Raw genomic sequence first — 25,424 nt, forward strand, 5'->3', positions numbered from 1 at the left:
CGCTTTCAGGCGGAAAAAGTTTTGTGGCGCAGCGCTTGATCGAGGGAGCCCATGCCCTTCACGCCATCTCGTACGCCGTGGCCTGGACCGTGTAGAGATCGGCATATCGGCCGCCCTCGATCTTGACGAGCTCGTCATGCCGTCCCGCCTCGACGAGCCGTCCCTTGTCCAGCACGAGGATGAGATCCGCGCCCGTCACCGTGGAGAAGCGGTGCGAGACGACAACGGTGATCGCGCCGGTCCGGGCGCCCAGCGCGCGGGCGCGGGACATGTGCCGCTCGAGGATCTCCTTCTCGCTGGCGGCGTCGAGCGACGCAGTGGGCTCGTCCAGGACGAACAACAGCGGCTCCCGCCGCATGAGGGACCTGGCCAGTGCGGCCTTCTGCCACTGCCCCTCGGACAGGTCGATGCCGCCGTTGGCGGTGCCGAGCTCCGTGTCCAGACCTTGCGGGAGCCGGGCGACCAGCGTGTCGGCGTTCGCCTCGCGCACGGCCCGTTCGATCTCCGGGCGGTCGTCCACGTGCGGGAGGTCGCCCACGCCGACGTTGGCGGCGAACGTCGTCTCGAAGCGGCCGAAGTCCTGGAACACCGCGGCCGAGCGGGCGCGCCAGCCGCGGGTCTCCAGATCGGCGAGGTCGATCCCGTCCACTGAAATCGTGCCCTCGCTCGGCTGGTAGAACTTGCCGAGCAGTTTGACGAGGGTGGTCTTGCCCGAGCCGTACTCACCGACGACGGCCACCACCGCGCCCGGTGGAATGTGCAGGCTGATGCCTTCCAGCGCCTTGCGATCAGTCCCCGGGTACGTGTAGCCGACACCGTCGAACACGATGCCTTCAGTCAACGTCCGCGGTGTCTCTCTGCTCCCCTTCGATCGCGCCCGATCCATGGCGACGTAATCCTGGAACCACAGGTATGCCTCGATCAGGCTGCGGGACGACGCCGCCTCGACGGATTGCCGACCCGTTTCGTGCAGTGCCTGCCGCAAGCTGGTGGCCACGGTGATCGTGAGGACGATGTCGCCGATGCTGCCGTGGCCGCGGGCCGCGCGAAAGACGATCAGGCCGATCGCGACGGCGAAGCCGACGGTGAACAGCGCCCAACCGACGATCTTCCACGCGGCGGCGTTCACGCGCGCGCGGTATCGACGCGTGATCATCTCGTCCCAAGCGGCACGCTGGCGACGGGCCAGTTCGACTTTGACACCCGAGATGCGGATCTCCTTGCCCCCGGATGCCTCCGTGCCCAGTTCGAACAGGTGGCGTTGCAGCCGGAACTGTTCACCCGTCTCGGTTTCCGCGTCCACCACCGTCTTCTTGCCACGCTGTTCGAACCACGGCGGGACGGCCGCGAAAGCCACCAGGGACAACAGCCACGGGCTGACCGACCCGAGGAGCGTCATCATCACGACCAACTGCACAACGGCGAAGGCCACGCGCACGGCGTTCCACAGGCTCTGCATCAGGCCCCAGCCGGAGCCACGCACGATTTCCATCCGGTCGAGGAATTCGGGGTTCTCCAGGTGCTCGATGCCCTCGAGCGTGGCGATCTCGAGGTGGATTCGCCGGTAGAGCTCGGTCATGGCGACCTTCTCCACCACCAGGACCGTCGAGCCGCCCAGAATGCCCTGGAGAACGACGCTGAAAGTGCCGGCCAGCGCGGCGGTGCAGGCCGCGAGGACCGCGCCGTGGACATCGCCGCGTAGCGAAGCGTCCACCGTGTCGCGCATTTCGAGTGCCGCGACGGCCCCGGCGGCGATCGCGGCGGCCGAACCGCCGAACATGAGGCACACCCGGCCGGGGACAAGCCGCCAGGACATGGCCAGCAGCTCGGCCCACAATGTGAGATAGCGCATTCGGCTCATGTCAGTGCTCCCTCTTCGAGGGCGTCTTCACGGCCCGAGTTGAATCTGCCGGCCTGGGCGACGAACATCTCCGCGTACGTGCCGCCACGTGCCAGCAACTCCTCGTGCGTACCGGACTCGGTGATCCGACCGCCGTCGAGCATGACGATCCGGTCCGCCTGGCGCACCGTCGAAAGGCGGTGCGAGATCAGCACGACACTCGCCTTTCCCTTCCGCTGCGCGAGCCGGTCGAACACGTTGAACTCGGTGCGAACGTCCAGGTGCGCGGTCGGCTCGTCCAGGACGAGGACCTTCGCTCCCTGGCGTACGGCGTAGAACGCCCTCGCGAGCACGACCTGCTGCCATTGGCCGCCCGACAGGTCCACTCCGCCGGTACGGGTACGGGCCAGCGGTGTGTCCCAGCCCTGTGGCAGTCGGCTGATGAGCTCATCGAGGCCGGCGTCCCTCGCGGCCGACTCCATGACCGCCCGGTCGAACGGCACCGACGCGTACCCCAAGGCCACGTTGTCGGCGATGCTGAACTGGTACTTGACGAAGTCCTGGAACACCACCGAGATCTGCCGGCGCCACGGCTCGGAGCCGAGGTCCCAGATGTCCACGCCGTCCGCCGTGATCCGCCCGCCGGTCGGCTCGTACAAGCCGGCCAAGAGTTTGATCAGCGTGGACTTCCCGGCTCCGTTCAATCCCACGATCGCGAGCAGTTCCCCCGGCTTGATCTCCAGGTCCAGGCCGTCGGTGACGACCCGGTCCGTTCCGGGATACTGGAAGCGGACGTCCTCGAAGCGGATCAACGGCGGCGTATCGCGCTGCGCGAGCCGGACTCGCCCCGAACCCCGCTCCGGCGCGGCCACCAGCCGTTGCCGCAGTTCGTCGGCGGCGGCCAGACACTCCCCGGCATTGATCGCGGTCAGCACGAAGTCGTTCCAGCCCAAGGACAGGAAGATCGACCAGGAGGCGGTCATGACCGCCGCCGCGACGGCCACGGAGTCGTGCCCGTTGGCAGCGCCGTTCGCGACGAGCCCGAAGGCCAGCGTCATGGGCACGCCGACGGTGAGCAGCGCCACGATGTCGTACCAGAAGTTGCTGAACGTCTTCCAGATCGGCGTGTACGCGGTCCGCAAGTGCTGCGCGCACTGGTCGACGATCCAGTTCGCCGCCCCGTAGACGCGGATGTCCTTGCCCTCTCCCGGCAGGGTCACCGTACGTTCGAGCCTTGCGGACCGCACCATGTGCGGCACTTGAGCACGCCACTTGCCGACGTACTTCACGTAGTCCCGCGTCATGTACTGCCAGCGGAGCACGGCGGGTACGAGCAGCACCGGGACGAGCCACCACGCGTATTGGCCCACGACGGCGCAGGACGCCGCGACGCCGAGGAACATGGTGCCCATCCGGATGAGGGCCACGGCACCCTCACCGGGTTTGCGCTCGGTCCAACTCGCCGGGTCGGCCTTCGCCGAGCGGATCAGACGCTGAGTGCGCTCGTCCTCCAGTTGGCCGATCGTGGAACTCGACGCGGCGAGCATGATGATCCGTTCGCGGTGCGCTCCGTCGATCCTGGACTCGAACAGGAAGATCAGCGGTTCGGCGAGGGACTCGATCACGTGCCCGAGCCCCAACAGCAGCGCGAACACGGCCAGAGGCATGAGGGCCGCGCCGAAGAGACCTTCCCCGTGCGCATGCTGCACGTGCCCCAGGAGAACGGCGGTGGCCTGCGCGAGGGCGGCCGGTATGAGACTGTGCAGCAGCGTCAGGGCGATGACGACGGAGGCCAGCCTCCCCCCGCCGTCCCCCATGGCACGCAGCAGCCTCTGCATACACTGGAATGTCACTGTGCTTCCCCAAAGACGGCCTCAACGCCGAAGCGACGAGTGTGACGGCCGACCATTACGGACACCTCGCGGTTTCCCTCAGCCGAGTTTCCGGCGGGTGTCACCGGTTTCCGCCGGTTCGGGGGTGCGAAGGACGACGACGCCGAAGGGCTGCAGCGGCACCGAGCCGTCGTACCTCACCCCGCTGAGCAGGTCGGTGCCGGTCGCCGGGACGTCGACCGGCGCTTTGCCGTGGTTCATCAGGAACCGGTAGCTCACCCCGTCGCCGACCCGGGTCACCATTTCCACCTCGGCCGGGATCTCCGGCCGGTGCGGTATCGCCGGGTTCTGCTCCCGCACCATGTCCAGCACCTGTTCCAGGCCGGCGATGTCGAGCCGGGTGGCCAGGTACCAGGCGGCACCGTCCCCGACCGTGTTCCGGGTCAGTGCCGGGTGTCCCCGGTCCGGACCGCTGCGGAAGGTCAGGACGCTCTCGGCGCCGCGGGGGACCACCCGCTCCGACCAGTAGTCGCCGCGGAGCGTTCCGTCGAGGTCGACCTCCTGGTCGACGTACAGGGGGTGGAACTCCTCGATCGTCAGGCCGAGGACGTCGCGCAGGCCGCCCGGGAACGGTCCCTCGTGGATCCGGTCGTTCTCGTCGACGATGCCGGAGAAGTACGAGACCAGCAGCGTGCCGCCGGCTTCGACGTAGCGCGTGAGGTTCGCGGTCCCCTCGCGGGACAGCAGGTAGAGACTGGGCAGGAGAACCAGCGGGTAGTTCCCGAGGTCGTCGGTGGCCTTGACGAAGTCGACCGTCAGGTTCTGGTTCCAGAGCGCTTCGTAGAACGCCTGCATCCCGTCCCCGTAGGCCAGGTCCGCGATGGGCTTGTCCTCGAACTCCATCGCCCACCAGGACTCGTAGTCGAACACGACGGCGACGTCGGCCCGCACGCGGGTGCCGCGGATCTCGCCCAGTGCCCGAACGTCACCGCCCAGCGCGACCACGTCCCGCCAGACGGCTGCGTCGGTCCCCGCCTGGGGGACCATGGCGGAATGGAACTTCTCGCTGCCGAAGCGCGAGGCTCGCCATTGGAAGAACATGACGCCGTCGGCGCCCCTGGCGATGTGGGTGAGGCTGTTGCAGCGCATCTGCCCCGGCAGCTTGGCGATGTTGCGGCGCTGCCAGTTGACGGCACCGGTGGAGTGCTCCATCAGGAGCCACGGCTCGCCGTGCGCCAAGGACCGGGACAGGTCCGCGGACAGGGACAGACCGAGGTGGTTCCTGGGCTGCTCGGCCATCAGGTAGTTGGTGCTGCCGATCAGGTCCATCTCCGGTGCCCAGCGCCAGTAGTCCATCGCGTCGTGGGCCCCGGCCATCAAGTTGGTGGTGATCGGAACGTCCGGGGTCGCCGCGCGCAGGATGTCGCGCTCCAACAGGTAGCACGCGAGGTACTCGTCGGTGGTGAACCGCATGAAGTCCAACTTCTGGGCCGAGTTGACCGGCATGGGTGCGATCCGGGGGGTCTGGATCTCACTCCACGCGTAGTAGCGCTGGCTCCAGAAGGTCGTTCCCCATGCCTCGTTGAGTGCCTCCAACGTGCCGTAGCGAGCCGCCAGCCAGTCGCGGAACGCCTCGGTGCTCCGGTCGCAGTAGCAGGTCTTGACGTGTGCGCCGTACTCGTTGTGGCAGTGCCACAGGGCGAGTGCCGGATGGTCGTGGTAGCGCTCGGCGAAGGCACCGGTGACACGGGCAGCTGCGTCACGGAACTCCGGCGAGCTCGGGCAGTAGGATTCGCGGGCGCCGATGCCCAGCACCTTGCCGTCCGCCGTGACCGGGCGGGCCTGGGGATGCTTCGCGAAGAACCAAGCCGGCGGGGCAGCCGTCGGCGTGGCCAGCGCGACCTTGATCTCGGCCTCGGCCAGGAGGTCCAGAGCCCGGTCCAACCACTCGAAGTGGAAGTCACCCGGAGCGTGTTCCACCAGTGCCCAGGAAAAGATCCCCACGCTCAGCAGGTTGACGCCGGCCTCCTGCATGAGCCGTACGTCCTGCTTCCACACCTCCTCCGGCCACTGCTCCGGGTAGTAGTCCGCTCCGAACGCCAGACGGTCCAGGCGCGGCAACATGTACGGCTTCTGGCCGGCATCCGCCTTCTGTTCCGGATCGCTCAATCTGGCTCATCTCTCCTTCGCCACGGGACGCGCCCTGCTCGTGAGTGCGTCCCATGATCCACTGGGAGCGTTCACAGTAACAGGGCCAAAGTGCCCACGATAGTGATCTGAAAGTCTTGCGAAAGCCCTTGACCAGACACGGGTCCGACTGCCCGACGACTCAGGTACGGGCGGGCCGGTGTAGGGCAACTAGCCGTGTAGCAGCCTCGATGGCCAACGGCCCGTCTTGGTCCGCGCCCATCACCAGGGGACGCGCTCTACTCGTGAGCGCTTGGATGATCTACTGGGAGCGTTCACAGTAGCAGGCCCCGAGTGCTCACGGTAGTGATCGGGGAAGCCTTGTGAAGGCCGTTGAACGGACACGGATCCACCGGCCCGGGGGCCTCGGGTGCGGGCGGGCCGGCGCGGAACACTGGGGACCTCGGCGACCCGAACCCCTTCGTGGACCACGGCCTCGAAGCGTTCCGGCGCCACCCGCGCGACACCGCCCCGGTGCACCGGAACCCTCCGGTCGACGGCCACCGCGGGTTCTGGGTGGCCTCCCGCCACGAGGACACCAGGGCCCCACCGGGACAGCGCGGGTTTCCCGCCCGAGCGCGGCAACGTGGAGGTCCGCGAACTGCTCATGGTGCTGCGGGACTTCACCACCGGCGTGGGGCAGACCGACGGGGCGCTGCCCATCCGGTCCGACTTCTGACCGGGTTCTCCACTCTCCCGGTGCGGTTTCTGCCCGATCGCTCCGGACCGAAAGGGGTCGACCGACGAGCGGCAACCCCTTCGACCGCAACGGTGAGGCCGGCCGGCGGTGACGAACGCCGAAGAGCGGTACTCCCCGTGGCGCCCGCGCCCGGACGTGCCGAAGGGCCGGCGGATCGCCCCCTCCCGTCCGGACCGGGAGAGTTCCCTCGGCCACGTCGAGCCTTCACCACGGCGGTGGGAACGCCGACGGCCCGACGCTGCCGGGCCAGTCGTTGCGGTTGCCGGTGACCGGCCGGCCGACGGTGACGGCGAGGCGGGTGTCGGCGTCGAGGACGACCCGGTGGTCGGTGGAGCAGCGGTGGCTCCTGGACTGCCCGGCGACGGCGTGGTCGCGGGTGGGGACCGGGGTGCCGTCCACGGTCAGCACGGTGTCCTCGCGGGAGCCCTTGCGCTGCTGGAGCGCGAGCGACGGGCCGGGGCGGTCGATGACGCGGTCCGCGGCCGGCTTCGACGCCCCGAACAGCGGGGCCGGTTGCCGCAGGGAGGGGTTCGTGCGCCAGTACGCGGCGACCAGCAGCACGCCTCGGTCGCGGAACCGGGGCGGTGGTCGTTGCCGCGAGGACACAAGGACCGGACACGCCACTTCCGTCAAGGCCGGTCGAGGAAGAGGTGGGTGCCGTGGTGCAGCAGGTGAACGCGGGCACGGCGCCTCTCAGCCGCCGCCTCCTGCGTGGCGGGGACCGCGGCGGGGCCGTCCGGGCCCGCTCGGATCACGGGGCTGATCGCCAGGTGGTGCGTGCCCCGGGACGAGACCACAGGGCAGAGGAACGACGACGTACGCGGCCGGGTTCGTACGCGTCCTCACCGGTGGCACCGCTGCGCCCCGCCGACATGGGCCCTTGCCGAAGACGGCAGCAGCGGGGCCGCGCCGTAGCCGAACCCGGCACCGGAGAAGACCGGCGCCACCCCGTTGCCCTCACGAGTGAAGGGGGTGCCGTCGGTGGAGGACCCGTCGGCAGGCGTGCCCGAGCCGACGTCCCTGTCGGTGACGTGCTCGCGGAAGCCGCAGGTCGCTACAGCAAGGTGGGTGTTCGAAATTTCGGCAACCGCCCGTAGCGGCGAACGCGATCCTAGGGTCGACGTGCTGCGACGTCAACGGCCACCCCTGCCGCGGCAGTTGCGCGCGGTGGACCAGCGGGCTCGCCCGCACTGTCGGGTGGACGCCGGTGGTGGGCGAGGATCCGCGGTCGCCGCCCCGGTGGACGCGCTTCCCCCTCGGGTCGTGGATCGACAGCCGCCGATTGCCCGCGGGGGCGCCGCGGTGCGAAGCGAGGCCCCGAAATGGGATAAAACTAGTCTACGGACGGGTCAAAAGGGATTTACTCCGCACACTCGGCGCCTTGACAACCCGACTTATCGATGTTGATCTAATGTCGGAGGGCCGCGCGGCAGACGTGGGCAGCACAACGGCTGCGCTGGCCTCTATTCCTGCTACTTCTCTTGCGTGCCGGATCCACGCATGCCGTCAGCCTGAAGTCGGCTTCACCCGGATGGGGTGGAGCTCTCATGGGCAAAGTCTGAAGCCCGCTGACAGTCACCAGAAAGAGACTGCAGAAGTAATCAATCAGTAAACCAGCCTGCACGTTGACTCGAACCGTGACATGGCGCGGTTGAAGAGGTACCCATGGAGAGACTTCAAAGGCGGGTAATATGTGGACCAATTTGCTGCTGAAGCAAACAGAGACTGTTCGCGCAGCCATTCTGAACGCAGCGGACAGCGCGGATCACATCGAAGCAGACCGGAAGGTCTACGATTTTCTGACGCAAGCCTGCCCGGCAGGCGGACCGGAGAATCCGGACAACCGAACTCGCTGGTACCTCGGCTCCTCGGCGCTCCACGACGACACGGAGTCCGTCATCGGCTACACCACGTCCCTTGCCTGGACGACTGCCGGCGTTCTCACCAGCGCCGCAGTGTATGTCTCGACAACCGGGTCGGTTCACAGTGCGACGCTGGGCGAAAGGTCGGTGCCGCGCCACGAGGAGACGGACTCGGGCACCCCGGAGGCGGAGACGGCTCAGAACGTGGGCTGGTCGGTGCCTGCTGGAGAGCGGCTGGACGCCGTTGAGAAAGCATGTACAGAATCCGGTTACCGCGTCATTCCGGCCGGGTCGGAAGTTCTTGCTCTGCTCGACGTGGCCGAGGGCCGTGCGGCCGGTTTCCTGGGCCGGGTGGCCAACGAGGCCGCCAGGCTTGCCGCTTCGCTGCTGATCTCCGAAGCGCACGGCCAGGTCAGTGATTGGTCGGGCGGATATCCGGGCCCGGGCGACGACTCGCTCATCGCCGGATCTCATTTCACGCATTATCAGCGTCTCGCCCGACTGCTGGCCGCCACACAGCCGGCCGCGGCACCGGCGATCGATCCGCAGGAGGTAACGCGCAATGCGTGAGCGCGCAGTCACGTTCTCCACCCTCGGCCTCGAGGGCAGGCTCGGAAACCAACTGTGGCAGATCGCCGCCGTGATAGGCCGCTCGCTGGAACTCGGCCTGCCCATACGGCTGCCGGCCTGGATATACGCCGACGCCTTCAACCTTCCGCGTTCATGGTTCGCGCTGCCCGACGAGAACGACGTTCAAGTCTACGAGCTCGTGGATTACCTCAAGCCGGTGGACAGGTTTGTGCTGCAGGACCTCCGACTGTGGTGGCCGTACCAGCAGCAGGTCAGAGAGTATCTGACGCCGGCCAAGCATGTCCTCGATGAAGTCGACGCGCTCTACGGCGAGGTCCTCGAGCGCGGTGATGTGACCGGCATCCATGTCCGACGCGGCGACTACCTTCAATACCCGGACAAATATCCTCTGCCGACGGCACGCTACTATCGCGAGGCGATCGAGCGCTTCTCGGCCACGAACATCATCGTCTTCACCGACGATCCGCAGTGGGTCACGGAACACATGCCGTTCCTCGACGGCGCTCGTATGACCTGCCAGCCGGCCGGCTTCCTCGATCTCGCCTGCATGACGCGCTGCAGCCGGCTCGTCATCGCCAATTCGTCATTTTCCTGGTGGGGTGCCTTCCTCTCCGGCTCGACCGAGATCGTCTACCCCCGTCACTGGTATACGCCCGAGCACAGCGATGTCGTATCGGAGTGGATAACTCCCGCACATTGGATACCGGGCGACTGACGACATCGGCCCCCACTCCTCACCGTCATAAGATTTCCATCCAAGAAGAGAAATGCAAGGATATGACCAAGAAGGCATTGATTACCGGCCTGACCGGCCAAGACGGTTCATATCTGGCGGAACTCCTACTGGAAAAGGGATACGAGGTTCACGGGGTCGTCCGGCGAGCGTCCACATCCAACGTCGGGCGCCTGGCGCATCTGAGCACCGCGTTGAACGCGGAGGAGCCCAGACTGCACCTGCACTACGGAGACCTCACGGAGGGCTCGCGTCTGATGGCCCTCCTCCAACAGGTCCAGCCCGACGAGGTGTACCACCTCGCCGCCCAGAGCGACGTGCGACTCAGCTTCGACCAGCCCGAGTTCACCGGTGACGTCACCGGCATGGGGACGACTCGGATCCTGGAGGCGATCAGGCTCCTGAAGCTCGACTGCCGTTTCTACCAGGCCTCCAGCTCGGAGATGTTCGGCGCCTCGCCGCCTCCGCAGAACGAGAACACCGCCTTCTGGCCCCGGAGCCCGTACGGCGCGGCGAAGACTTACGCGTATTGGGTGGCCCGGAACTACCGGGAGGCACACGGGATGTTCGTCGCGAACGGCATCCTGTTCAACCACGAGTCGCCGCGACGAGGCAAGGCGTTCGTCACGCGCAAGATCACGCATGCGGTCGCGCAGATCAAGGCCGGGTACGACAGGAAGCTCCACATGGGCAACCTCGACGCAGTGCGGGACTGGGGATACGCCAAGGAGTACGTCGAGGCGATGTGGCTCATGCTGCAGGCCGACGAACCCAGCGATTACGTCGTGGCCACCGGGACCGCCTACACCGTCCGGGATTTCTTGGAGCAGGCGTTCGGGCACGTCGGGCTGGACTGGGAACGGTACGTCAGGTTCGACGACCGCTACCTGCGTCCGACGGAAGTGGACTCGCTGATCGGCGACGCCTCGAAGGCCGCCGTCGAACTCGGCTGGAAACCGAAGACGCTCATGCCGGAGCTGGCTTCGCTGATGGTCGACGAAGACCTCAAGACCGTGCTCGCGCAGCGTTCAGGATGAACGAACAGCCGGCACAACTGAACGATTTTCGACTCCCTGATGGAGGAGGTCCCGCATGAGCACAGAAACGATCGATGCGCAGCTGGAAGGCATCGTCAGGGAGTATTGCCCCGACCTCGAACCCCATGTTCCCATCCGTCCGGATGACGATCTGAAGGACTTGGGCTTGAATTCGGTGGGCACGATCGGAATCGTCGTGGCAGTGGAGCAAGCCTTCAACATCTCACTGTCCGACGAGGATCTTTCTTTTGAGACCTTCAAGAGCATCCGCAGTCTACGGCTCACGGTGCTGAAGTACCTCGCGTAGCCCCACGTAGGCCGGTGCCTCCCTCAGACCGCGCAGCCTGCGCCGGTCAAAGGTCGGCGCACCACGTGAAAGAAAGAAGGTAGAGCGACAATGTTCGATGCCCGATTCGAAGGCATATTGCGGTCCGTCGCGGAACTTCCGGAGGACCTGGTGATCACCGGTGAGCAGAACCTGCGGAGTGAGCTAGGCGTCGATTCGCTGAAGCTCATGGACCTCATCGTGAACCTGGAGAGCGAATACAACGTCGAGTTGAGCGATGACGTTTCGGCGAACGTGGAAACCGTCGAAGAACTTTGGCTCGAGGTCAGCCGGGCGGCGAGCTGAATGCAAGGAGCGCAGGAGGTCTCCAAGGCACGCGGCGATGCCATGCTCGACGAGTTGCACGCCCAGCGATTGATTTCCTCAGTAGTGAATGAGACCGGGCTCATCGGCTACCGGTTCCACGGTCCGCTCTTCGAAGCCTTCGAAGCACTGGACCGTGCGCTGGTTCGCTTCTTCGAGAAGCGCTTCCAGCTTGTTCCACATTCCTGTACCACTTTGGTTCAGCGGGATGTGCTCGAGGCGATCGACTTCTTCGACAAGCTCCCCTGCATCCCCATGAGCGCGGTGCCCCACGAGGTCGCTTCGGTTGAGATTTCGAAGCAGGACGAGTGGGTTCTCAGCCCTTCCACCTGCTACCACACCTTCGCCCACCTCTCGGGCATCGACCAGCGCTGGGACCTGCGTTGCTACACGGCACGCGGGACCTGTCACCGGTTCGAGCCCTCGTCCGAGGCCTTCCGACTGGCGAGCTTCACGATGCGTGAGTTCGTCCTCATCGGCGATGAAGACCTGGTGGCGAGCCGCGGCGAGTCGGCGTTCAACGAAGCCGTCGACCTGGTCGGCAAGCTGCACAGCCAGGTGTCCGTCAACAAGGCGAACGACGTCTTCTACGGCGACCGCGCAGAGGTGACGCGCAGGGTGCAGCTCGCACGCGGCGTCAAGAGGGAGATATCCGTTCCCTGGGGCGACGGGAGCGAGGTCGCCATCGGCTCTCGCAACCTGCACCAAGACCTGTTCACCACGGCCTTTCACATAGGTACCGCGGCGGAGGGCCCCGCGATGCATTCCATGTGCATCGCCTTCGGTATCGAGCGCATGCTGCTGGGCCTGCTGGCCCACACGGAGGACCACGACCCCCAGCGTCTCATCGCCGCGCTCGACGAGATCTGAAGGTCCGCTCATGGAATCTGACATCGAGCGCGTGGAGGCGGGCAAGGTCGAACAATTCCCCGTAGCGGCCCGCAACTGCTTCTCGGGGAGTTTCCAGCGGATGGCCCTCCTCCTCGGCCGGCAGGTCGAGGAGGCGGCCATCATGGAGGCCGGGGACGGCTACCTCCTCCAGGCCGGCCTGGATGAACGGTCGTGCCCGGAGCTGGTGTTCGGAGTGGAGTCCGTCATCCTCTCCGGTCTGACCTCGCTCGGGTACGAGACCCGAGCCGTCGCGATCAAGCCGGACGAGTGGCGTGAGCAACTGCGGGACTTGCTGGCCGAGTACGCCGGCGTCGTCGTCTGGGTCAACTCCGCGCATCTGGACTATGCCGATGTCTACTCCTCCCATCCGGGCTTCATGCACGCCGTCCTGGTCCTGGAGCAGTCGGCGGACCTGAGACAGGTCAAGGTCTTCGACTCGCTCGTCGATGAGCGCAGCCGTTATTCCTGTGTTGCCTGGATGACGGACACCGCGTTCGAAGGCGCAATTCTTGACCGCATACGCTCCAAGTCCCTCGATCACATGGGACGCTTCCACACATTGGTCGCGGCGCGTGAACACGCGGACGACAGCAGGAACGTCGCGGTGACGGGCCTCCTGAGACAAGCGGAGGCATTCCGCGCGAATTCCCGTTACTCCAACGCCATCCACGAGTACGGGCTTCTGTGCCGAGAAGCCATGGCGGGCCCAGAGGGCGTCTCCAAGCGTGCGGCACGACGTCTCTTCGACCATGTGAACGTTCTCTACGTTCTCCCGAGCCTCAAACTGCTTGAACACTCATTGCGCCGGGCCGGAGCACCGGAGCACGTCTCCGACCTGTGCCGGGCGCTCATGGACGACTGGCGTGTGCTCGGGCTGCAGTCGCTCAAGTTCGAAGCCACGTCCTCGACATCGATCGCGGCTCGCATGGACGAGCGCTTCGAGCGTTTGAGTACGGCCACCGACCATCTATGGAAAACTCTGGCCACGGAGTTGAGGAACAAGAAATGACGACTTCGCGCGAGGCGCAGCGCGGTGACGACGAACGGCTCTGCGGGCTTTCGGTAGTAGTCGGCGTCGGCGGCAGTTGGGAGAAAGAGGGCTGGCGGGCGGTGGTGGAAGCCGCGCGTATCGCGGAGCTCTGCGGATTCCACTCGATATGGCTGACGCAGGGTGACCGAGGCATCGACGAGGCCCAGCCCAATCCCGCGCTCGTAGCCGCGGCCGTGTCGGTCAGCACCCGGCGCATCCGAGTGCGTGTCGAAATGGCGGAACGACCGGGACACGATCCCCTGCGCGTAGCGGAGGACTGGTCGGTCGTGGACAACCTCTCGAACACGCGCGTTGAACTGCTCTCGGGGGTCGGGCGCCGAAAGGAGGGGGAGCCGGTCGTAGGCGGTCGTGCCGAGGGCGCCGACCGCGTCCGTGCGCAGATCCTCTCCCTCCGGCACCTCTGGAGCGGGAAGGACGTCCTCCGAACCGGGCCCGGAGAGGAGGAGTACAGCGTGCGCACCTACCCTGCCCCGCAGCAGGCCGATCCGGCGTTCTGGCTTGCCGACCGCGGCGACGGGCTGGGACTCGGGCTCTCCGCCGAGATGAACACCGGCGTCTACATCACCGATGACCTCGCCTTCGATCAGGTCGCGGAGCGGGTCGCACTGCTGCAAGAGCAGTTCCGGGAAGTGAACGGAAGGCCGGGACGAGTGGCCGTCGCGGTCGGCACGGCACTGGGGCCGGAAGAGGTCCAGGGAATCCATGCCCTCGGCGTCGAGGAAGTCGTACACGAGCTCGACATCGAAGCGGCCCGCGGCCGTCTCACCGAGGCCATCGCAGAGCTCGCGCGCGCCAACGACTTGACGGCGACGAGCGGGACCGCGCGACGAGAGTGATCTCATCTTCATTTTGCTTCAAGGGTGAGTGGACATGGGATACGACGATATAGACCCGCAAAGGCTCGAACAAGCCGTAGATCGTGCACTGGTGAAACCCGAGTGGTGCAGGTCGTACAGCGTGTCACCGGCAGAGGCCCGTACGGTCTACGGCGTCAACAGCGAGCTTGTCGACGTTCTGATCGGCATGGGATTTCCCCGTAAGGGCCGGGGTGATCAGGTAGCGTTCGACCCGCTGGACCTTGAAAATCTGGGGTTGGACCTGGAGCTTCCGTCGGCGAGCCGTGCCGCCATGTCGCTCTGGGCGAGAACGTTCAAGAACCCGGCTCGTTTGGCCACGGCCCGCTGTACGGTACAGATTTCATGGTCCTGTCCGGTCCCGGGGCACGCAGGGGATTGTGGCTGCAACTTCACCATGAGCCCTCGAATCGAAAGCCAGTCAGCAGGACCGGCAGCGCGTGGCAGCTCCGGCTGGAACGCGGACCTGGACGTACAGCTACTGAATGACGACCATACGTTCCGGGACGGTTTCGCTGCTCTCGTCGAGGAGGCCGAAAAGCTCCACTTCCACAGGCTCAGTCCCGAACTCGCGCAGGACATGGACTTCCTCCGCGAGTACCGCATCGCCGACTGCAGGTCAGCAAGTATCCATCTCGCCGACGTGGCCGCCGAAGCCGGACTGCTGGTGCGTCAGGCATCGGGGTACTTCGTGGGCACCCCTTTTCTCGTACCGCACATATGGCTCGACGTCGACGTGAACGGGCAGTGGGTCGCTGCGGACCCGTTCTTCCTTCAGACTCTCGCACACTGGGGCGTGGTCAGAGCGGACGACTGGCCGCCCACGAGATCTCCGCGCAACGTTCTGTGGCGGATACGAAGTGACCACTTCGAAGAGCCGTTGATACAACACGGTGCAGCGGATGTACCTGTGAAACTTGTAGCCCGGATGAGTTATGAGCGCCGCACCTAGCGGCTGAAGGTGAAATCTTGAAGTTCAATTTCGGCGAGGTTGACCTGGTCGCCCTCGACCTACCAGGTGACTCCTCTGAGCCTTCCTCTCCGCCCGATGACCTGTACGACGTCATAGGAACCGGCGGCGACCGCTATCGCGACTGGTTCACTCGCATGTGCCTCTACGCGGTGGGGAGGTCCCACGACGCATCCCAAGAGGCCGCCAACCAGGTCATCGTCGTCGGCACCGAGTACGGGAACACCCCCGCTCTCCTGGGACTTCAGCGTGCGGCAGAGTCCCAGGGGCGGCGACTGTCCCCGCAGTACTTCCCGAGCGCGACCTCAAGTTCCGCTGCGGCATTTCTGAGCATGCGCATCGGAGCCACCGGCGGAAACTACACGATCAACGCCGGCCTCCTCACTCCGATCATGGCATTCTGGCAGGCGCTGTGTGCCCTGGGGTACCCGGAGAGCTCCGGGAGCAGGTTGCTCGTGGGGGACGTCTACTGCCCGGAATCCCGTGAGGACGCCAGGAAAGAAACACCGGAACTCGCGTGTGAATCCGGGCTCGTTCACGCGTGTCTCACGGCGGGCTCCGAATTCGAAGCACGCTTTGATTTCGACGCGCCGGACGAAGAAGACGAGACCGGCGAACCGCGGCTCCCCCGGATATGCCTGCACGGGCCGACCGGAACCACCGGAGATCGCTACGGCCGCAACAGTGCCTTCGCCCTGGCGGATCTCCTCCGGGCCGCCCAGCGCATGGAAATCGGGGAGGGCGTCAGCATGGAATGCCTCGGCTTCGGAGGGCGCCGCGGGAAAGTGACGATCACCCGTCTGTCAGAGTCGGGTGCGAACATGGGACGGAGCGGCCGATGACAGCCACCGCGCCGAGGGTGTTTGTGACGGGTGTCGGAATCATCTCACCCGCAGGAGCGGGCAGGCATGCCTACTGGGACGGCCTCTGCTCAGCCACACCCCTCTTCGACGAACTGCCGCCCCTTTACGCCGGAATGAAGCCCGGAGCGCTGGGGGCGCGGGTGCCGGAGCCGGCCCGCGAGGCCGCCATCGCCGCGACCGGGACCGAGGCGGGCGCGAAGCCCCGGATGGCGGAGGTCTACGCCGCGTACGCCGCGACGGAAGCCATCGAGGACGCCGGTCTCCTCGCCGGAGACCCCGCACTGTCCCGATCGGTGGTGTGCGTCGGCACCAGTGACGGTCAGGCCGACGCCCTCGAGGCGGTGTGTGCGGGCGGCGGTGACGGGTCCGCACGCTTTTCGAGCGCCGGCATCCCGTCCTCAGTCGCCCGGGTCGTCGGAAGCGCCGGGCCGGCCTTCGCGGTACAGGCCACTTGCGCATCGACGAACGCCGCCCTCTCCTGCGCGCGGGACGCGCTCGCCTCGGGCCTCGCCGAGACCGCGGTGGTGGTGGGGTGCGATGCCTATTCGCAGAAGAACATCATCGGTTTCAGCAGTCTGCAGGCCATCGGTCCGACGGGATGCCGACCCTTCTCAAGGGACCGGCGCTTCGTCACACCCGCCGAGGGTGCCGGAGCACTGGTCCTTCAGACGGAGCGCTCCCTGCGGCAGGACCAGCACCCCTACGCGGAACTGGTCGCGGCATCGATCAGCAACGACGCCAGCCACCCGACGACGCCTGATCCCGCGGGAGTCAGAAGGTGCCATCGCCGTGCGCTCGAAGAGGCGGGCCTCGAAGCGTCCCACATCGATGTCGTCTACGCCCACGGCACCGGCAGCCGCATCAACGACGAGATCGAGGGACGCATCTTCGTCGACGACTTTCCCCGCGCCGCGGTGACGGCGGTGAAGGGAACGATCGGGCACATGATGGGCGCTGCGGGCGCGGCCGGCGCCGTGGCGGCCTGCTTGACGCTGAGGCATCGCCTGGTGCCGCCGACCGTGGTCGATGCGAACGAGGTCGAACTCGACCTGAACCTCGTCACCGGGGCGGCCCGCCCGGTCCCGGACGTCCGCTACGTCCAGAACAACGCATTCGGATTCGGCGGGAACAACGCCATCAGCATCTTCCGGCGGATGCCGTGAACGATCCGGTACCCGACTCCGATTCGGGCGGCACCACGGTGCCTGCGGCCCTGGGCGGTCCCGACGCTCCGCTGCACCTGTCGGTCGACGGCCCACTCGCCGTGCTCACGATGGACAATCCACCGCACAACCTCTTCGACGACGGAATGTGGCGGGCATGGTCCGCAGCCGTCGACTGGTTGGGACACAACGTGCCGCGGGCCTTGTTGATCAGGGCGGAGGGGCGCGTCGTCAGCGCGGGTGTCGATGTCCGGATCTTCCGCGACACCCCTGCTGACGAAGTGGAGGAGTACTGGCGCCGCAATCTGGGCATCGTCCAAGCCTTGGAGCGGCTGCCGTGCCCTACGGTGTTCGCAGCCCATTCACTCACCCTCACCGCCGCCTTCGAAATCGCGCTGGCCTGCGACTTCATCGTCGCCGTGGGCGGAGCGCGGTTCGGGTTGGTCGAGCGGAAAGTGGCGTTCACGCCCGCGATGGGCGGGACGCAACGCCTCGCCGAACGGGCAGGTGTTTCACGGGCTCGGGAGCTCGTGATGACGGGCAGGCTGTACCGGGCGTCGACGCTCGCGGACTGGGGGGTCGTCAACGCCCTGTTCGAGCCGGCGACGTTCGCGGATGAAGCACGCACGTTCTCGTTGGATCTCGCCACCGGCCCCACTCGGGCACACGCGGCGACGAAGCAGGTCATCGGAGAGTACCTCCGTGGCGGTGTGGCGGCGGCAGACGCCGTCCTGCCGGCGGTGGCGCACCGCGTCTCGCGGACCGCAGACCACGGTCGCGCGGTGGCGGGCTTCTTGGCCCACGGCCCCGATCACGGCACCGAGTACTTCGGCCGGTAATCGGTCTCGAACACCCCCTCAACAATCGGCCAGGCCGGAGAAAGGAAGCCCGACCGTGGATCTCAGCCTGTTCTACTTCGCGGATGATTCGGCCCGGCAAGCCGCACAGCGTTACGACCTCTTGCTGCGGGGCGCGCGGTTCGCCGACACCCATGGCTTCACCGCGGTGTGGACGCCCGAGCGTCACTTTCATCGCTTCGGTGGAAACTATCCGAACCCCGCTGTCACCGGGGCAGCCGTTGCGGCTGTTACGGAAAGGGTCGCGGTGCGTGCGGGAAGCGTTGTCGCGCCGCTTCACGACCCCGAGCAGATCGCCAGGGACTGGCGGCTGATCAACGCCTCCTCGAACGGGCGGGCCGGTGTGTCGCTCGCTTCAGGGTGGAATCGTGGCGATTTCGTCCTGAACCCGGCCGGCTTCGACGACCGCATCCGGTCGGTCACGGAGGTCGTGCGTGCTCTGCGGGAAACGCGGGGGGACGGCGGTCCGGGAATTCCGCTCTGGCTTTCTTCCGGGGGCAGCCCTGAGACCTTCGCCGCGGCCGGCCGTCTCGGTGTCGGCGTCCTGACCCATCTGGCCTCCCAGGCCCCCGCGGTGCTGGCCCAGCGGATCCAGGAGTACCGCAGGGCTTTTCGGGACAGCGGAAGCCCGGGCCCAGGACACGTCACGCTCATGCTCCACACCTACGTGGGGGAGAGCAGGTCCGAGGTCGAGCAAGAGGTTCGCCGCCCGCTGGAGGACTACCTCATCAGCGCGATGAACCTGATGCGGACCGCGGACGACGCCCGCGCGGATGCCCAGAGCCAACTGAGGCTCGCTCGGCTCGCGGTCCAGCCGGCGTATGAGAAGTACCTGCACGGCCGCAGCCTCATCGGCACGGTTGACCATGCCCTTTCCGTCGCCGACGAGTTCAGCCGGATGGGCGTCGACGAAATCGCCTGCCTCATCGACTTCGGCCTTCCGGCGGAAGCCGTGTTGAGCAGCTTGAAGAATCTGGACGTCTTGCTTCAAGAAATTCAGGGAAGGTCCTAGCGGTGGAGATCCTGAAGACGCACAGAATTTCTTACTCAGGCTGCAACGCGGGCATCTACGCACTCGGCTGGGCGCAGGACGAGATGCTCAGCTACATTCACACGCGCGAGCCCGGGGACCTCGTTTACGTCACGAAGTTCGGCTCGCTGGGCGGCCACCCGGTCGACATCGAAGGGGTCCTTGAGGCCGTTCGCCGGACCTACGAGAGCAACGACGCTCTTCGAACACGCTATGTCCGCAGGGACGGACGATGGGTTCAGGAGATACTGGGCAGCGGTGAGATCGCCGTGGCCGAGCTGTCCGCCGCGTCACCGCAGCTTGACGCGGCAGAGGTCGTGTCCCTTCTCGGACCCCTGTCGCCCGAACCCGACGAGGTCCCCGTGAGGGTCGCGGTGGTCACCTTCGAAGGCAGGCCGACCCATGTCTACTTGGCCATGCACCACGCTTCCGTGGACAACATGGGTGCCGAGATCGCGTGCCAGGAGATCTGCCGCAGGAGTCTCGGTCTGCCCGTGCTGACGTCCTCCGCATGGCAGCCGCACCACATCGCCGAGTTCGAGGCGAGCGCTGCCGGACGGGCATTGGCGGAACGGGCCGACAGGTACCATCGCGCCAGGTTCCACGATCTGGCCGGATTCGACATGCCGTCGACCGACCGCTCCGTAACTCCCTTGCGGGAGCACCGGCTCACCTCGCCGGCCGTGGTGGTCGCGGCCCAGCACATCTCCCACAGGGTGAACGTGAGCGCCTTGAGCGTCACGCTGGCAGCCTACTGCACCGTCCTCTCCGCCAGGTTGTCGAGGGACAGGTTTCCGCTGGCGCTGACGAGCGGAAACAGATTCAACCCGAACCTCCAGATGTCCATCGCCGCACTTGCGCAATCCTCAAGCATTTCAGTCGACGCCGCGGTGCCGACATTCGAAGAATTCTGCCGCCAGATACACAACGCCACGATCTTGGCATATCGCCACGGCGCGCACGATCCCGCACTCATGGGAAAGCTGTTCGACGAGATGAGGGCGGAGTACGGGAAGGACGTCTTCTTTCCGTACTTGGTGAATTTGAACCTGACGACGCCCGTAGAGGGCCTGGACCCGGAATCGCGGAGCAACCAGCAGCGTCTACTCGAGGACCACCTGAGGACCGGCCCCCGAGAGCTGAGGCAACTGCTCGACCGCGGGGTGTGCGGTCCCGGGGACCCTGGGGACGGAGTGCGCTTCTGCGACCTGACACTGGACATCCATGAATTCTCCGAGCAAGCGGACATGAGACTGCGCACCGACCTGGCGTTCTTCCCGGATGCCGATGTGCGGGGCCTCCTGCTCTCAACCGAGCGGCTTTTGGTCGAGATCGCCTGCGGCTCTGAGAAAATCGAGATGCAGCGCCTCTTCGCACTCGCGCAGGAGGGTCGCACCGCGGACTCGGTGCCGGCAGCCGACTCCGACAGCGACCGGTGAGAGGGGAGGGGGACCCGGTGGTTGCGGACCGGGGGTCCCCGCCTCCTCCCGCGGGTGAGGTGACGTCTCCGCCGGCCGGCCGACGCGCGCGGGCCGCCGGGCACGGGGCGATGGTGGGGCCGGCGCTCGTCGGACGTCTCGCGGAGAGCGATGTGGAGCTCGTCGCCGCAAGGCGCGACGGACTCGGCCCGCGCCCCGGTGACGCGCACCGCAGGCCGGACGCGGCGCGAGGGATCGTTCCCCCGTGTCGTCCATGGCCGGGGGCTCCCCGGACCGCGCCGGTCGTGTGCCGGGACCGTGCGGGCTCCGGCGCGGGCGTCACATGCGGGTGCCCGTGCCGGACACGTGGACGCGCGGGTCGCCGGCGCGCAGCTCGACCGTCAGTTCCGCCGGGCGGCCCAGGTCCTCGCCCTGGTGCAGGGTGAGGACGGACGGCTCCGGGACCAGGCCCAGGGCGCGGGCGTACGCGCCGAAGGCCGCCGCCGCCGCGCCCGTCGCCGGGTCCTCGACCACGCCGCCCACCGGGAACGGGTCCCGCACGTGGAAGACCGTCCCCGACTCCCGCCACACGAGCTGCACGGTCGTCAGATCCAGGCGCAGCATCAGGGACCGCAGCCGCTCGAAGTCGTAGTCCAGGTCCGCCAGCCGCTCCCGCGAGCCCGCGGCGAGCACCAGGTGCCGGGCGCCCGCGAAGGCGATCCGCGGCGGCAGGGCCGGGTCCAGGTCCGCGACCGGCCAGTCCAGCGCGGCCAGCGCCTCCGCCACGTCCCCGGCGGCGGCCTCCTCGACGTACGGCTCCACGCTCGTCAGCGTCGCGCGCAGCGCCCCGTCCCGCTCGGTCACCGACACCGGCACCTCGCCGGCCCGCGTCGCGAACACCAGGTCGCCCGGGCCGGTCCGCTCGCCCAGCGCGACGGCCGCCGCGACCGTGGCGTGCCCGCAGAACGGGACCTCCGCGACCGGGCTGAAGTACCGGACGGTGAACGCCCGCCCCGGCTCGCCCAGGCCCTCGGGCGGCGGCGTCAGGAAGACGCTCTCGCTGTAGCCCAGCCGGGCGGCGACCGCCAGCATGTCCGCGTCGTCCAGACCGGTGGCGTCCAGGACGACACCGGCCGGGTTGCCGCCCGCCGGGTCGGCGGAGAACGCGGTGTAGTGCAGGATCTCGGGGGTGCCCTCGCCGGTCGTCATGATCCCCGCAACCCGCGCGTGCCCCCCGTTTGTTCCCGGCCGGGCCCGCTGTTCCCGGCTGCCCTCCGCCGTTCCCGGCCGGCCCCGCCGTTCCCGGCCGTCCCGGCTGTTCCCGGGCGGCCCCGCTGTTCTCTGCTGTTCCCGGCCGGTTCCGCTCGGCGGCGGGTGTCAGCCCCGGCCCAGGTACGGCATCCCCGTCGCCATCACCGTCACGAACGGGATGTTCGCCTCCAGCGGCAGCGACGCCATGTGGACCACCGTCCGCGCCACGTCCGCCGCGTCCATCACCGGCTCCGGGGCGAACGTGCCGTTCGCCTGGAGGATGCCCTCCTCCATGCGCCGCGTCATCTCCGTCGCCGCGTTGCCGATGTCGATCTGGCCGCAGGCGATGCCGTACGGGCGCCCGTCCAGCGCCAGCGCCTTCGTCAGGCCGGTGACCGCGTGCTTGGTCGCCGTGTACGCCACCGAGTGGGGGCGCGGCACGTGCGCCGAGACGGAGCCGTTGTTGATGATCCGCCCGCCGCGCGGCGACTGCTCCTTCATCTGTCGGTACGCCGCCTGCGCGCACAGGAACGCCCCCGTCAGGTTCACGTCCACCACCTGCCGCCACGTCGCGGGGTCCAGCTCCTCGACGGGCGTCCCGCCGCCGGCGAAGGAGCCCGCGTTGTTGAACAGCAGGTCGACCCGGCCGAACCGGTCGCGGACCGCCGCGAACAGCGCCGCCACCTCCTCGGGGGACGTGACGTCCGTCGGGACGCACAGCACCCCGCCGCCCGCCGCCCCCGCCAGCTCCGCCGTTCCCGCCAGGGCCTTTGGGCGCCGCCCGGCCAGGGCGAGCGACCACCCGGCCTCCGCCAGCGCCACCGCCACGCTCCGGCCGATGCCCGAACCGGCCCCGGTCACCACCGCGATCCTCCGCACAGCGTCCATGGGCGCGCAGCGTACGGGACGGTCCGGCACCCGGACCTCACGCGCCCGCCATGTGGATGTCGCGTCCCGGACGATCCGCGGCGGTGTACTCGGCGCATGACGTCCGACACCTCCGAACTCCGCGCAGCCGCCCGCCACTTCGGCAGACGCGGTTTCCTCGCCGGCACGGGCGCGGCCGCCGCGCTCGCCTTCGCCGTCGGCATCCCGGCCGCGGGCGCCGCCCAGGCCGCCGAACTCGACGGGCGCCGGATCGCCGACGACCCGTTCACGCTCGGCGTGGCCTCCGGCGACCCGCACCCCACGTCCGTCCTGCTGTGGACGCGCCTCGCGCCCCGCCCGTACGAGCCCGGCGGCGGCCTGCCCGCGGCGCGCGTCCCCGTCCACTGGGAGCTCGCCCACGACGAGCGGTTCACCCGCGTCGTCCGGCGCGGACGGGCCACCGCGCACCCCGAGTTCGACCACACGGTCCACGTGGAGGTGGCCCACCTCGAACCGGGCCGCGTCTACCACTACCGGTTCCGCGCCGGCACCTGGACCAGCCCCGCCGGCCGCACCCGCACCGCCCCGCACCCGGGCGCCCGCCCGGCCGCGCTGCGCATCGCCGCCGTCTCCTGCCAGGCGTACCACGACGGGTACTTCACCGCGTACCGCCACCTCGCCGACGAGCCGGACCTGACCGCCGTCGTCCACCTCGGCGACTACCTGTACGAGTACGCCGTCAACGCCACCGGCGGCGCCCGCGCCTACACCGACCGCCGCCTGCCCGCCCACTTCAACCGGGAGACGGTCACGCTGGAGGACTACCGGCTCCGGTACGCCCTCTACAAGACCGACCCGGACCTGCGGGCCGCCCACGCCGCGCACCCCTTCGTCGTCACCTGGGACGACCACGAGACGGAGAACAACTACGCCGGCGGCACCCCCGAGAACGACGTGCCGCCCGAGGAGTTCCTGCTGCGCCGCGCCGCCGCGTACCGCGCGTACTGGGAGAACCAGCCGCTGCGCCCGCCCCAGCGGCCCACCGGCCCCGACATGCGGGTCCACCGCCGGCTGCGCTTCGGGCGGCTCGCCCAGTTCGACGTGCTCGACACCCGCCAGTACCGCTCCGACCAGGCGTACGGCGACGGCTGGCGGGTCCCCGGCCCGGAGTCGCAGGACCCCTCGCGCACCATGCTCGGCGCCGAGCAGGAGCGTTGGCTGCTCGACGGCTGGCGGGCGTCGGACGCGCTGTGGAACGTCGTCCCGCAGCAGGTCGTCCTCGCCCAGCGGCGCAACGTCCCCGGCCCGGACTTCAAGCTCTCCATGGACGCCTGGGACGGCTACCCCGCCGCCCGTCGCCGCTTCCTCGACGGGGCGCGGGCGGCGGGCGTGGACAACCTGGTGGTCCTCACCGGCGACGTCCACGTCGGCTACGCCCTCGACCTGAAGGCCGACTTCGACGACCCCGCCTCGCCGACCGTCGGCACCGAACTCGTCGCCACCTCCGTCAGCAGCGGCAAGGACGGCGCCGACCGGCCCGCCAACTGGGGCGACCTGACCGCCGCCAACCCGCACATGAAGTACTACAACGGGCGGCGCGGGTACCTCCGCGTCACCTTCGACGAGCGGCAGGCCCGCGCCGACTACCGGACGGTCGCCGCGGTCACCGTCCCCGGCGCGCCCGTCGCCACGGCCGCCTCGTTCGTCACCGAGGCGGGCGCGCCCGGGCTGCGCCAGGTGTAGGCGCGGCTACTCGCCGGGGTAGCGGACGCCGATGCGGTCCCGGACCGCGTCGAGCGTCCGCATCACGGCGAGCGTGCCGTCCAGGGGCACCAGCGGCGACTCCTTCTCACCGGCCCGCAGGCAGCGCATCACTTCCGCCGCCTCGTACTGGTAGCTGTCCCGGCGGAGCTCCACCCGGAACTCCTCCGGCTCCCGGCCCTCCCGGTGCAGCGTGAACCCCTCCGGGAAGAAGAAGCCGCGCGGGAACTCGATCCGGCCCGCCGTCCCCGTCACCGACGCGGTCAGCGGGGTGTCCGCGACGACCGAGCAGGACAGCAGCGCCTGGGCCCCGGAGTCCCAGCCGAGCAGCACGCCCGTGTTCAGGTCGACGCCCTGCGGCGACAGCAGCGCGTCGGCCCGGACCCGGTCCGGCTCGCCGAGCAGCAACTGCGCGAACGCGACCGGGTACACCCCGAGGTCCAGCAGCGCCCCGCCGCCCGCGGCCGGGTCCCGCAGCCGGTGCCCCGGGTCGTCGGCCGTGACCAGGCCGAAGTCGGCGTGGACGGTGCGGACCTCACCGATCGCCCCGTCCCGCACCACCTCCACCAGCCGCCGCACGACCGGGTTGCAGTACATCCACATGGCCTCCATCAGGAACGTCCCGCGCTCCCGGGCCAGGTCCACCAGCTCCTCGGCCTCCCGCACGTTCAGCGTGAACGGCTTCTCGCACAGCACGGCCCGGCCCGCCTCCAGGCACAGCCCGGCCGCCGCCCGGTGCGCGGAGTGCGGGGTCGCCACGTACACGACGTCGACCTCGTCGTCGGCGGCGAGCTCCGCCCACGTCCCGTACGCGCGCGGGATCCCGAACCGCTCCGCGAACGCCTCCGCCGGGGCCGCCGACCGCGAGGCCACGGCCACCACCTCGGCCTCGTCCGGCATCTCCAGCAGGTCCCGCGTGAACGACGCGGCGATCCCGCCCGTCGCCAGCACACCCCAGCGCACCTTCCGCCCCACGCCCCGACCCCTTCGCTTGACGTTTAAACCATCCTGGTCGAG

General features: G+C 68.2%; 21 protein-coding genes and 1 pseudogene. 15 read left to right on the plus strand and 7 right to left on the minus strand.

Annotated features, from left to right (window positions below; all coding sequences use genetic code 11):
* Positions 1 to 58: 58 nt before the first annotated feature.
* The 4 genes and pseudogenes from AC07D6_RS02335 to AC07D6_RS02350 all read right to left on the minus strand — a co-directional run.
* Positions 59 to 1,861 (minus strand): ABC transporter ATP-binding protein, encoded by a 1,803-nt coding sequence (locus AC07D6_RS02335; protein WP_479041267.1) that lies wholly within the window; start codon positions 1,859 to 1,861, stop codon positions 59 to 61.
* Complete coding sequence (locus tag AC07D6_RS02340) at positions 1,858 to 3,678, minus strand: ABC transporter ATP-binding protein (RefSeq protein WP_479041269.1); 1,821 nt, start codon at positions 3,676 to 3,678, stop codon at positions 1,858 to 1,860. The genes AC07D6_RS02335 and AC07D6_RS02340 overlap by 4 nt, the downstream gene beginning before the upstream one ends.
* A gap of 93 nt (positions 3,679 to 3,771) precedes the next feature.
* Complete coding sequence (locus tag AC07D6_RS02345) at positions 3,772 to 5,796, minus strand: beta-galactosidase (RefSeq protein WP_479041573.1); 2,025 nt, start codon at positions 5,794 to 5,796, stop codon at positions 3,772 to 3,774.
* A gap of 1,012 nt (positions 5,797 to 6,808) precedes the next feature.
* Positions 6,809 to 7,117 (minus strand): annotated as a pseudogene (locus tag AC07D6_RS02350) (helix-turn-helix domain-containing protein); the annotation flags it as partial.
* A gap of 1,133 nt (positions 7,118 to 8,250) precedes the next feature.
* On the opposite strand from AC07D6_RS02350, the gene AC07D6_RS02355 reads away from it, so the two are divergent.
* The 14 genes from AC07D6_RS02355 to AC07D6_RS02420 all read left to right on the plus strand — a co-directional run bounded on the left by AC07D6_RS02355 (position 8,251) and on the right by AC07D6_RS02420 (position 20,549).
* Positions 8,251 to 8,991 carry a hypothetical protein gene (locus AC07D6_RS02355; protein ID WP_479041271.1) on the plus strand — a complete coding sequence of 247 codons (741 nt, stop codon included), beginning with the start codon at positions 8,251 to 8,253 and terminating at the stop codon, positions 8,989 to 8,991.
* Positions 8,984 to 9,727: an alpha-1,2-fucosyltransferase gene (locus AC07D6_RS02360; protein ID WP_479041273.1), complete on the plus strand. Its 744-nt coding sequence runs from the start codon at positions 8,984 to 8,986 to the stop codon at positions 9,725 to 9,727. The genes AC07D6_RS02355 and AC07D6_RS02360 overlap by 8 nt, the downstream gene beginning before the upstream one ends.
* Positions 9,728 to 9,789: 62 nt before the next feature.
* Entirely contained in the window at positions 9,790 to 10,782 is a 993-nt protein-coding gene (gene gmd, locus AC07D6_RS02365) for a GDP-mannose 4,6-dehydratase (protein WP_479041275.1), read from the plus strand.
* Between the two features lie 55 nt (positions 10,783 to 10,837).
* Complete coding sequence (locus AC07D6_RS02370; protein WP_479041277.1) at positions 10,838 to 11,089, plus strand: phosphopantetheine-binding protein; 252 nt, start codon at positions 10,838 to 10,840, stop codon at positions 11,087 to 11,089.
* Between the two features lie 90 nt (positions 11,090 to 11,179).
* Positions 11,180 to 11,413 carry an acyl carrier protein gene (locus AC07D6_RS02375; protein ID WP_479041279.1) on the plus strand — a complete coding sequence of 78 codons (234 nt, stop codon included), beginning with the start codon at positions 11,180 to 11,182 and terminating at the stop codon, positions 11,411 to 11,413.
* Positions 11,414 to 11,455: 42 nt separating this feature from the next.
* The gene (locus AC07D6_RS02380) at positions 11,456 to 12,301 is read left to right on the plus strand and encodes a class-II aminoacyl-tRNA synthetase family protein (RefSeq protein ID WP_479041280.1); all 846 of its coding nucleotides are present in this window, start codon (positions 11,456 to 11,458) and stop codon (positions 12,299 to 12,301) included.
* 10 nt (positions 12,302 to 12,311) lie between these two features.
* Positions 12,312 to 13,331, plus strand: a complete 1,020-nt coding sequence (locus tag AC07D6_RS02385) for a hypothetical protein (RefSeq protein ID WP_479041282.1) — start codon at positions 12,312 to 12,314, stop codon at positions 13,329 to 13,331.
* Positions 13,328 to 14,209 carry an LLM class flavin-dependent oxidoreductase gene (locus AC07D6_RS02390; RefSeq protein WP_479041284.1) on the plus strand — a complete coding sequence of 294 codons (882 nt, stop codon included), beginning with the start codon at positions 13,328 to 13,330 and terminating at the stop codon, positions 14,207 to 14,209. Before AC07D6_RS02385 ends, AC07D6_RS02390 begins: the two co-directional genes overlap by 4 nt.
* A 34-nt stretch (positions 14,210 to 14,243) precedes the next feature.
* The gene (locus AC07D6_RS02395) at positions 14,244 to 15,179 is read left to right on the plus strand and encodes a hypothetical protein (protein WP_479041286.1); all 936 of its coding nucleotides are present in this window, start codon (positions 14,244 to 14,246) and stop codon (positions 15,177 to 15,179) included.
* Positions 15,180 to 15,196: 17 nt separating this feature from the next.
* Positions 15,197 to 16,039 carry a hypothetical protein gene (locus AC07D6_RS02400; RefSeq protein WP_479041288.1) on the plus strand — a complete coding sequence of 281 codons (843 nt, stop codon included), beginning with the start codon at positions 15,197 to 15,199 and terminating at the stop codon, positions 16,037 to 16,039.
* A complete protein-coding gene (locus tag AC07D6_RS02405) occupies positions 16,036 to 17,223 on the plus strand; it encodes a beta-ketoacyl synthase N-terminal-like domain-containing protein (protein ID WP_479041289.1) in 1,188 nt (395 codons plus the stop codon). The genes AC07D6_RS02400 and AC07D6_RS02405 overlap by 4 nt, the downstream gene beginning before the upstream one ends.
* Positions 17,220 to 18,062, plus strand: a complete 843-nt coding sequence (locus AC07D6_RS02410; RefSeq protein WP_479041291.1) for an enoyl-CoA hydratase/isomerase family protein — start codon at positions 17,220 to 17,222, stop codon at positions 18,060 to 18,062. The genes AC07D6_RS02405 and AC07D6_RS02410 overlap by 4 nt, the downstream gene beginning before the upstream one ends.
* Before the next feature lie 55 nt (positions 18,063 to 18,117).
* Positions 18,118 to 19,092 (plus strand): LLM class flavin-dependent oxidoreductase, encoded by a 975-nt coding sequence (locus tag AC07D6_RS02415; protein ID WP_479041293.1) that lies wholly within the window; start codon positions 18,118 to 18,120, stop codon positions 19,090 to 19,092.
* Between the two features lie 2 nt (positions 19,093 to 19,094).
* A complete protein-coding gene (locus AC07D6_RS02420; protein ID WP_479041295.1) occupies positions 19,095 to 20,549 on the plus strand; it encodes a condensation domain-containing protein in 1,455 nt (484 codons plus the stop codon).
* Positions 20,550 to 20,867: 318 nt separating this feature from the next.
* Here the strand turns inward: AC07D6_RS02420 and AC07D6_RS02425 are convergent, their stop codons facing one another.
* Complete coding sequence (locus tag AC07D6_RS02425) at positions 20,868 to 21,737, minus strand: PhzF family phenazine biosynthesis protein (RefSeq protein ID WP_479041297.1); 870 nt, start codon at positions 21,735 to 21,737, stop codon at positions 20,868 to 20,870.
* Positions 21,738 to 21,905: 168 nt separating this feature from the next.
* Positions 21,906 to 22,667 (minus strand): SDR family oxidoreductase, encoded by a 762-nt coding sequence (locus AC07D6_RS02430; protein ID WP_479041299.1) that lies wholly within the window; start codon positions 22,665 to 22,667, stop codon positions 21,906 to 21,908.
* Positions 22,668 to 22,763: 96 nt separating this feature from the next.
* On the opposite strand from AC07D6_RS02430, the gene AC07D6_RS02435 reads away from it, so the two are divergent.
* Positions 22,764 to 24,389 carry an alkaline phosphatase D family protein gene (locus AC07D6_RS02435; protein ID WP_479041301.1) on the plus strand — a complete coding sequence of 542 codons (1,626 nt, stop codon included), beginning with the start codon at positions 22,764 to 22,766 and terminating at the stop codon, positions 24,387 to 24,389.
* A 6-nt stretch (positions 24,390 to 24,395) separates the two neighbouring features.
* Here the strand turns inward: AC07D6_RS02435 and AC07D6_RS02440 are convergent, their stop codons facing one another.
* Positions 24,396 to 25,382, minus strand: a complete 987-nt coding sequence (locus tag AC07D6_RS02440; protein WP_315878695.1) for a Gfo/Idh/MocA family protein — start codon at positions 25,380 to 25,382, stop codon at positions 24,396 to 24,398.
* Positions 25,383 to 25,424 lie beyond the last annotated feature (42 nt).

The organism is Streptomyces sp. NPDC045287, from assembly GCF_056432325.1.

Excerpts from the sequence above, each read along its gene's own strand:
- AC07D6_RS02345 (WP_479041573.1), bottom strand. The coding sequence starts at position 5,796 with ATGTTGCCGCGCCTGGACCGTCTGGCGTTCGGAGCGGACTACTACCCG.
- AC07D6_RS02430 (WP_479041299.1), bottom strand. The coding sequence starts at position 22,667 with ATGGACGCTGTGCGGAGGATCGCGGTGGTGACCGGGGCCGGTTCGGGC.
- AC07D6_RS02375 (WP_479041279.1), top strand. The coding sequence starts at position 11,180 with ATGTTCGATGCCCGATTCGAAGGCATATTGCGGTCCGTCGCGGAACTT.
- AC07D6_RS02390 (WP_479041284.1), top strand. The coding sequence starts at position 13,328 with ATGACGACTTCGCGCGAGGCGCAGCGCGGTGACGACGAACGGCTCTGC.
- AC07D6_RS02405 (WP_479041289.1), top strand. The coding sequence starts at position 16,036 with ATGACAGCCACCGCGCCGAGGGTGTTTGTGACGGGTGTCGGAATCATC.
- AC07D6_RS02380 (WP_479041280.1), top strand. The coding sequence starts at position 11,456 with ATGCTCGACGAGTTGCACGCCCAGCGATTGATTTCCTCAGTAGTGAAT.
- AC07D6_RS02385 (WP_479041282.1), top strand. The coding sequence starts at position 12,312 with ATGGAATCTGACATCGAGCGCGTGGAGGCGGGCAAGGTCGAACAATTC.
- AC07D6_RS02395 (WP_479041286.1), top strand. The coding sequence starts at position 14,244 with ATGGGATACGACGATATAGACCCGCAAAGGCTCGAACAAGCCGTAGAT.
- AC07D6_RS02425 (WP_479041297.1), bottom strand. The coding sequence starts at position 21,737 with ATGACGACCGGCGAGGGCACCCCCGAGATCCTGCACTACACCGCGTTC.
- gmd (WP_479041275.1), top strand. The coding sequence starts at position 9,790 with ATGACCAAGAAGGCATTGATTACCGGCCTGACCGGCCAAGACGGTTCA.
- AC07D6_RS02370 (WP_479041277.1), top strand. The coding sequence starts at position 10,838 with ATGAGCACAGAAACGATCGATGCGCAGCTGGAAGGCATCGTCAGGGAG.
- AC07D6_RS02335 (WP_479041267.1), bottom strand. The coding sequence starts at position 1,861 with ATGAGCCGAATGCGCTATCTCACATTGTGGGCCGAGCTGCTGGCCATG.
- AC07D6_RS02340 (WP_479041269.1), bottom strand. The coding sequence starts at position 3,678 with ATGCAGAGGCTGCTGCGTGCCATGGGGGACGGCGGGGGGAGGCTGGCC.
- AC07D6_RS02355 (WP_479041271.1), top strand. The coding sequence starts at position 8,251 with ATGTGGACCAATTTGCTGCTGAAGCAAACAGAGACTGTTCGCGCAGCC.
- AC07D6_RS02435 (WP_479041301.1), top strand. The coding sequence starts at position 22,764 with ATGACGTCCGACACCTCCGAACTCCGCGCAGCCGCCCGCCACTTCGGC.
- AC07D6_RS02360 (WP_479041273.1), top strand. The coding sequence starts at position 8,984 with ATGCGTGAGCGCGCAGTCACGTTCTCCACCCTCGGCCTCGAGGGCAGG.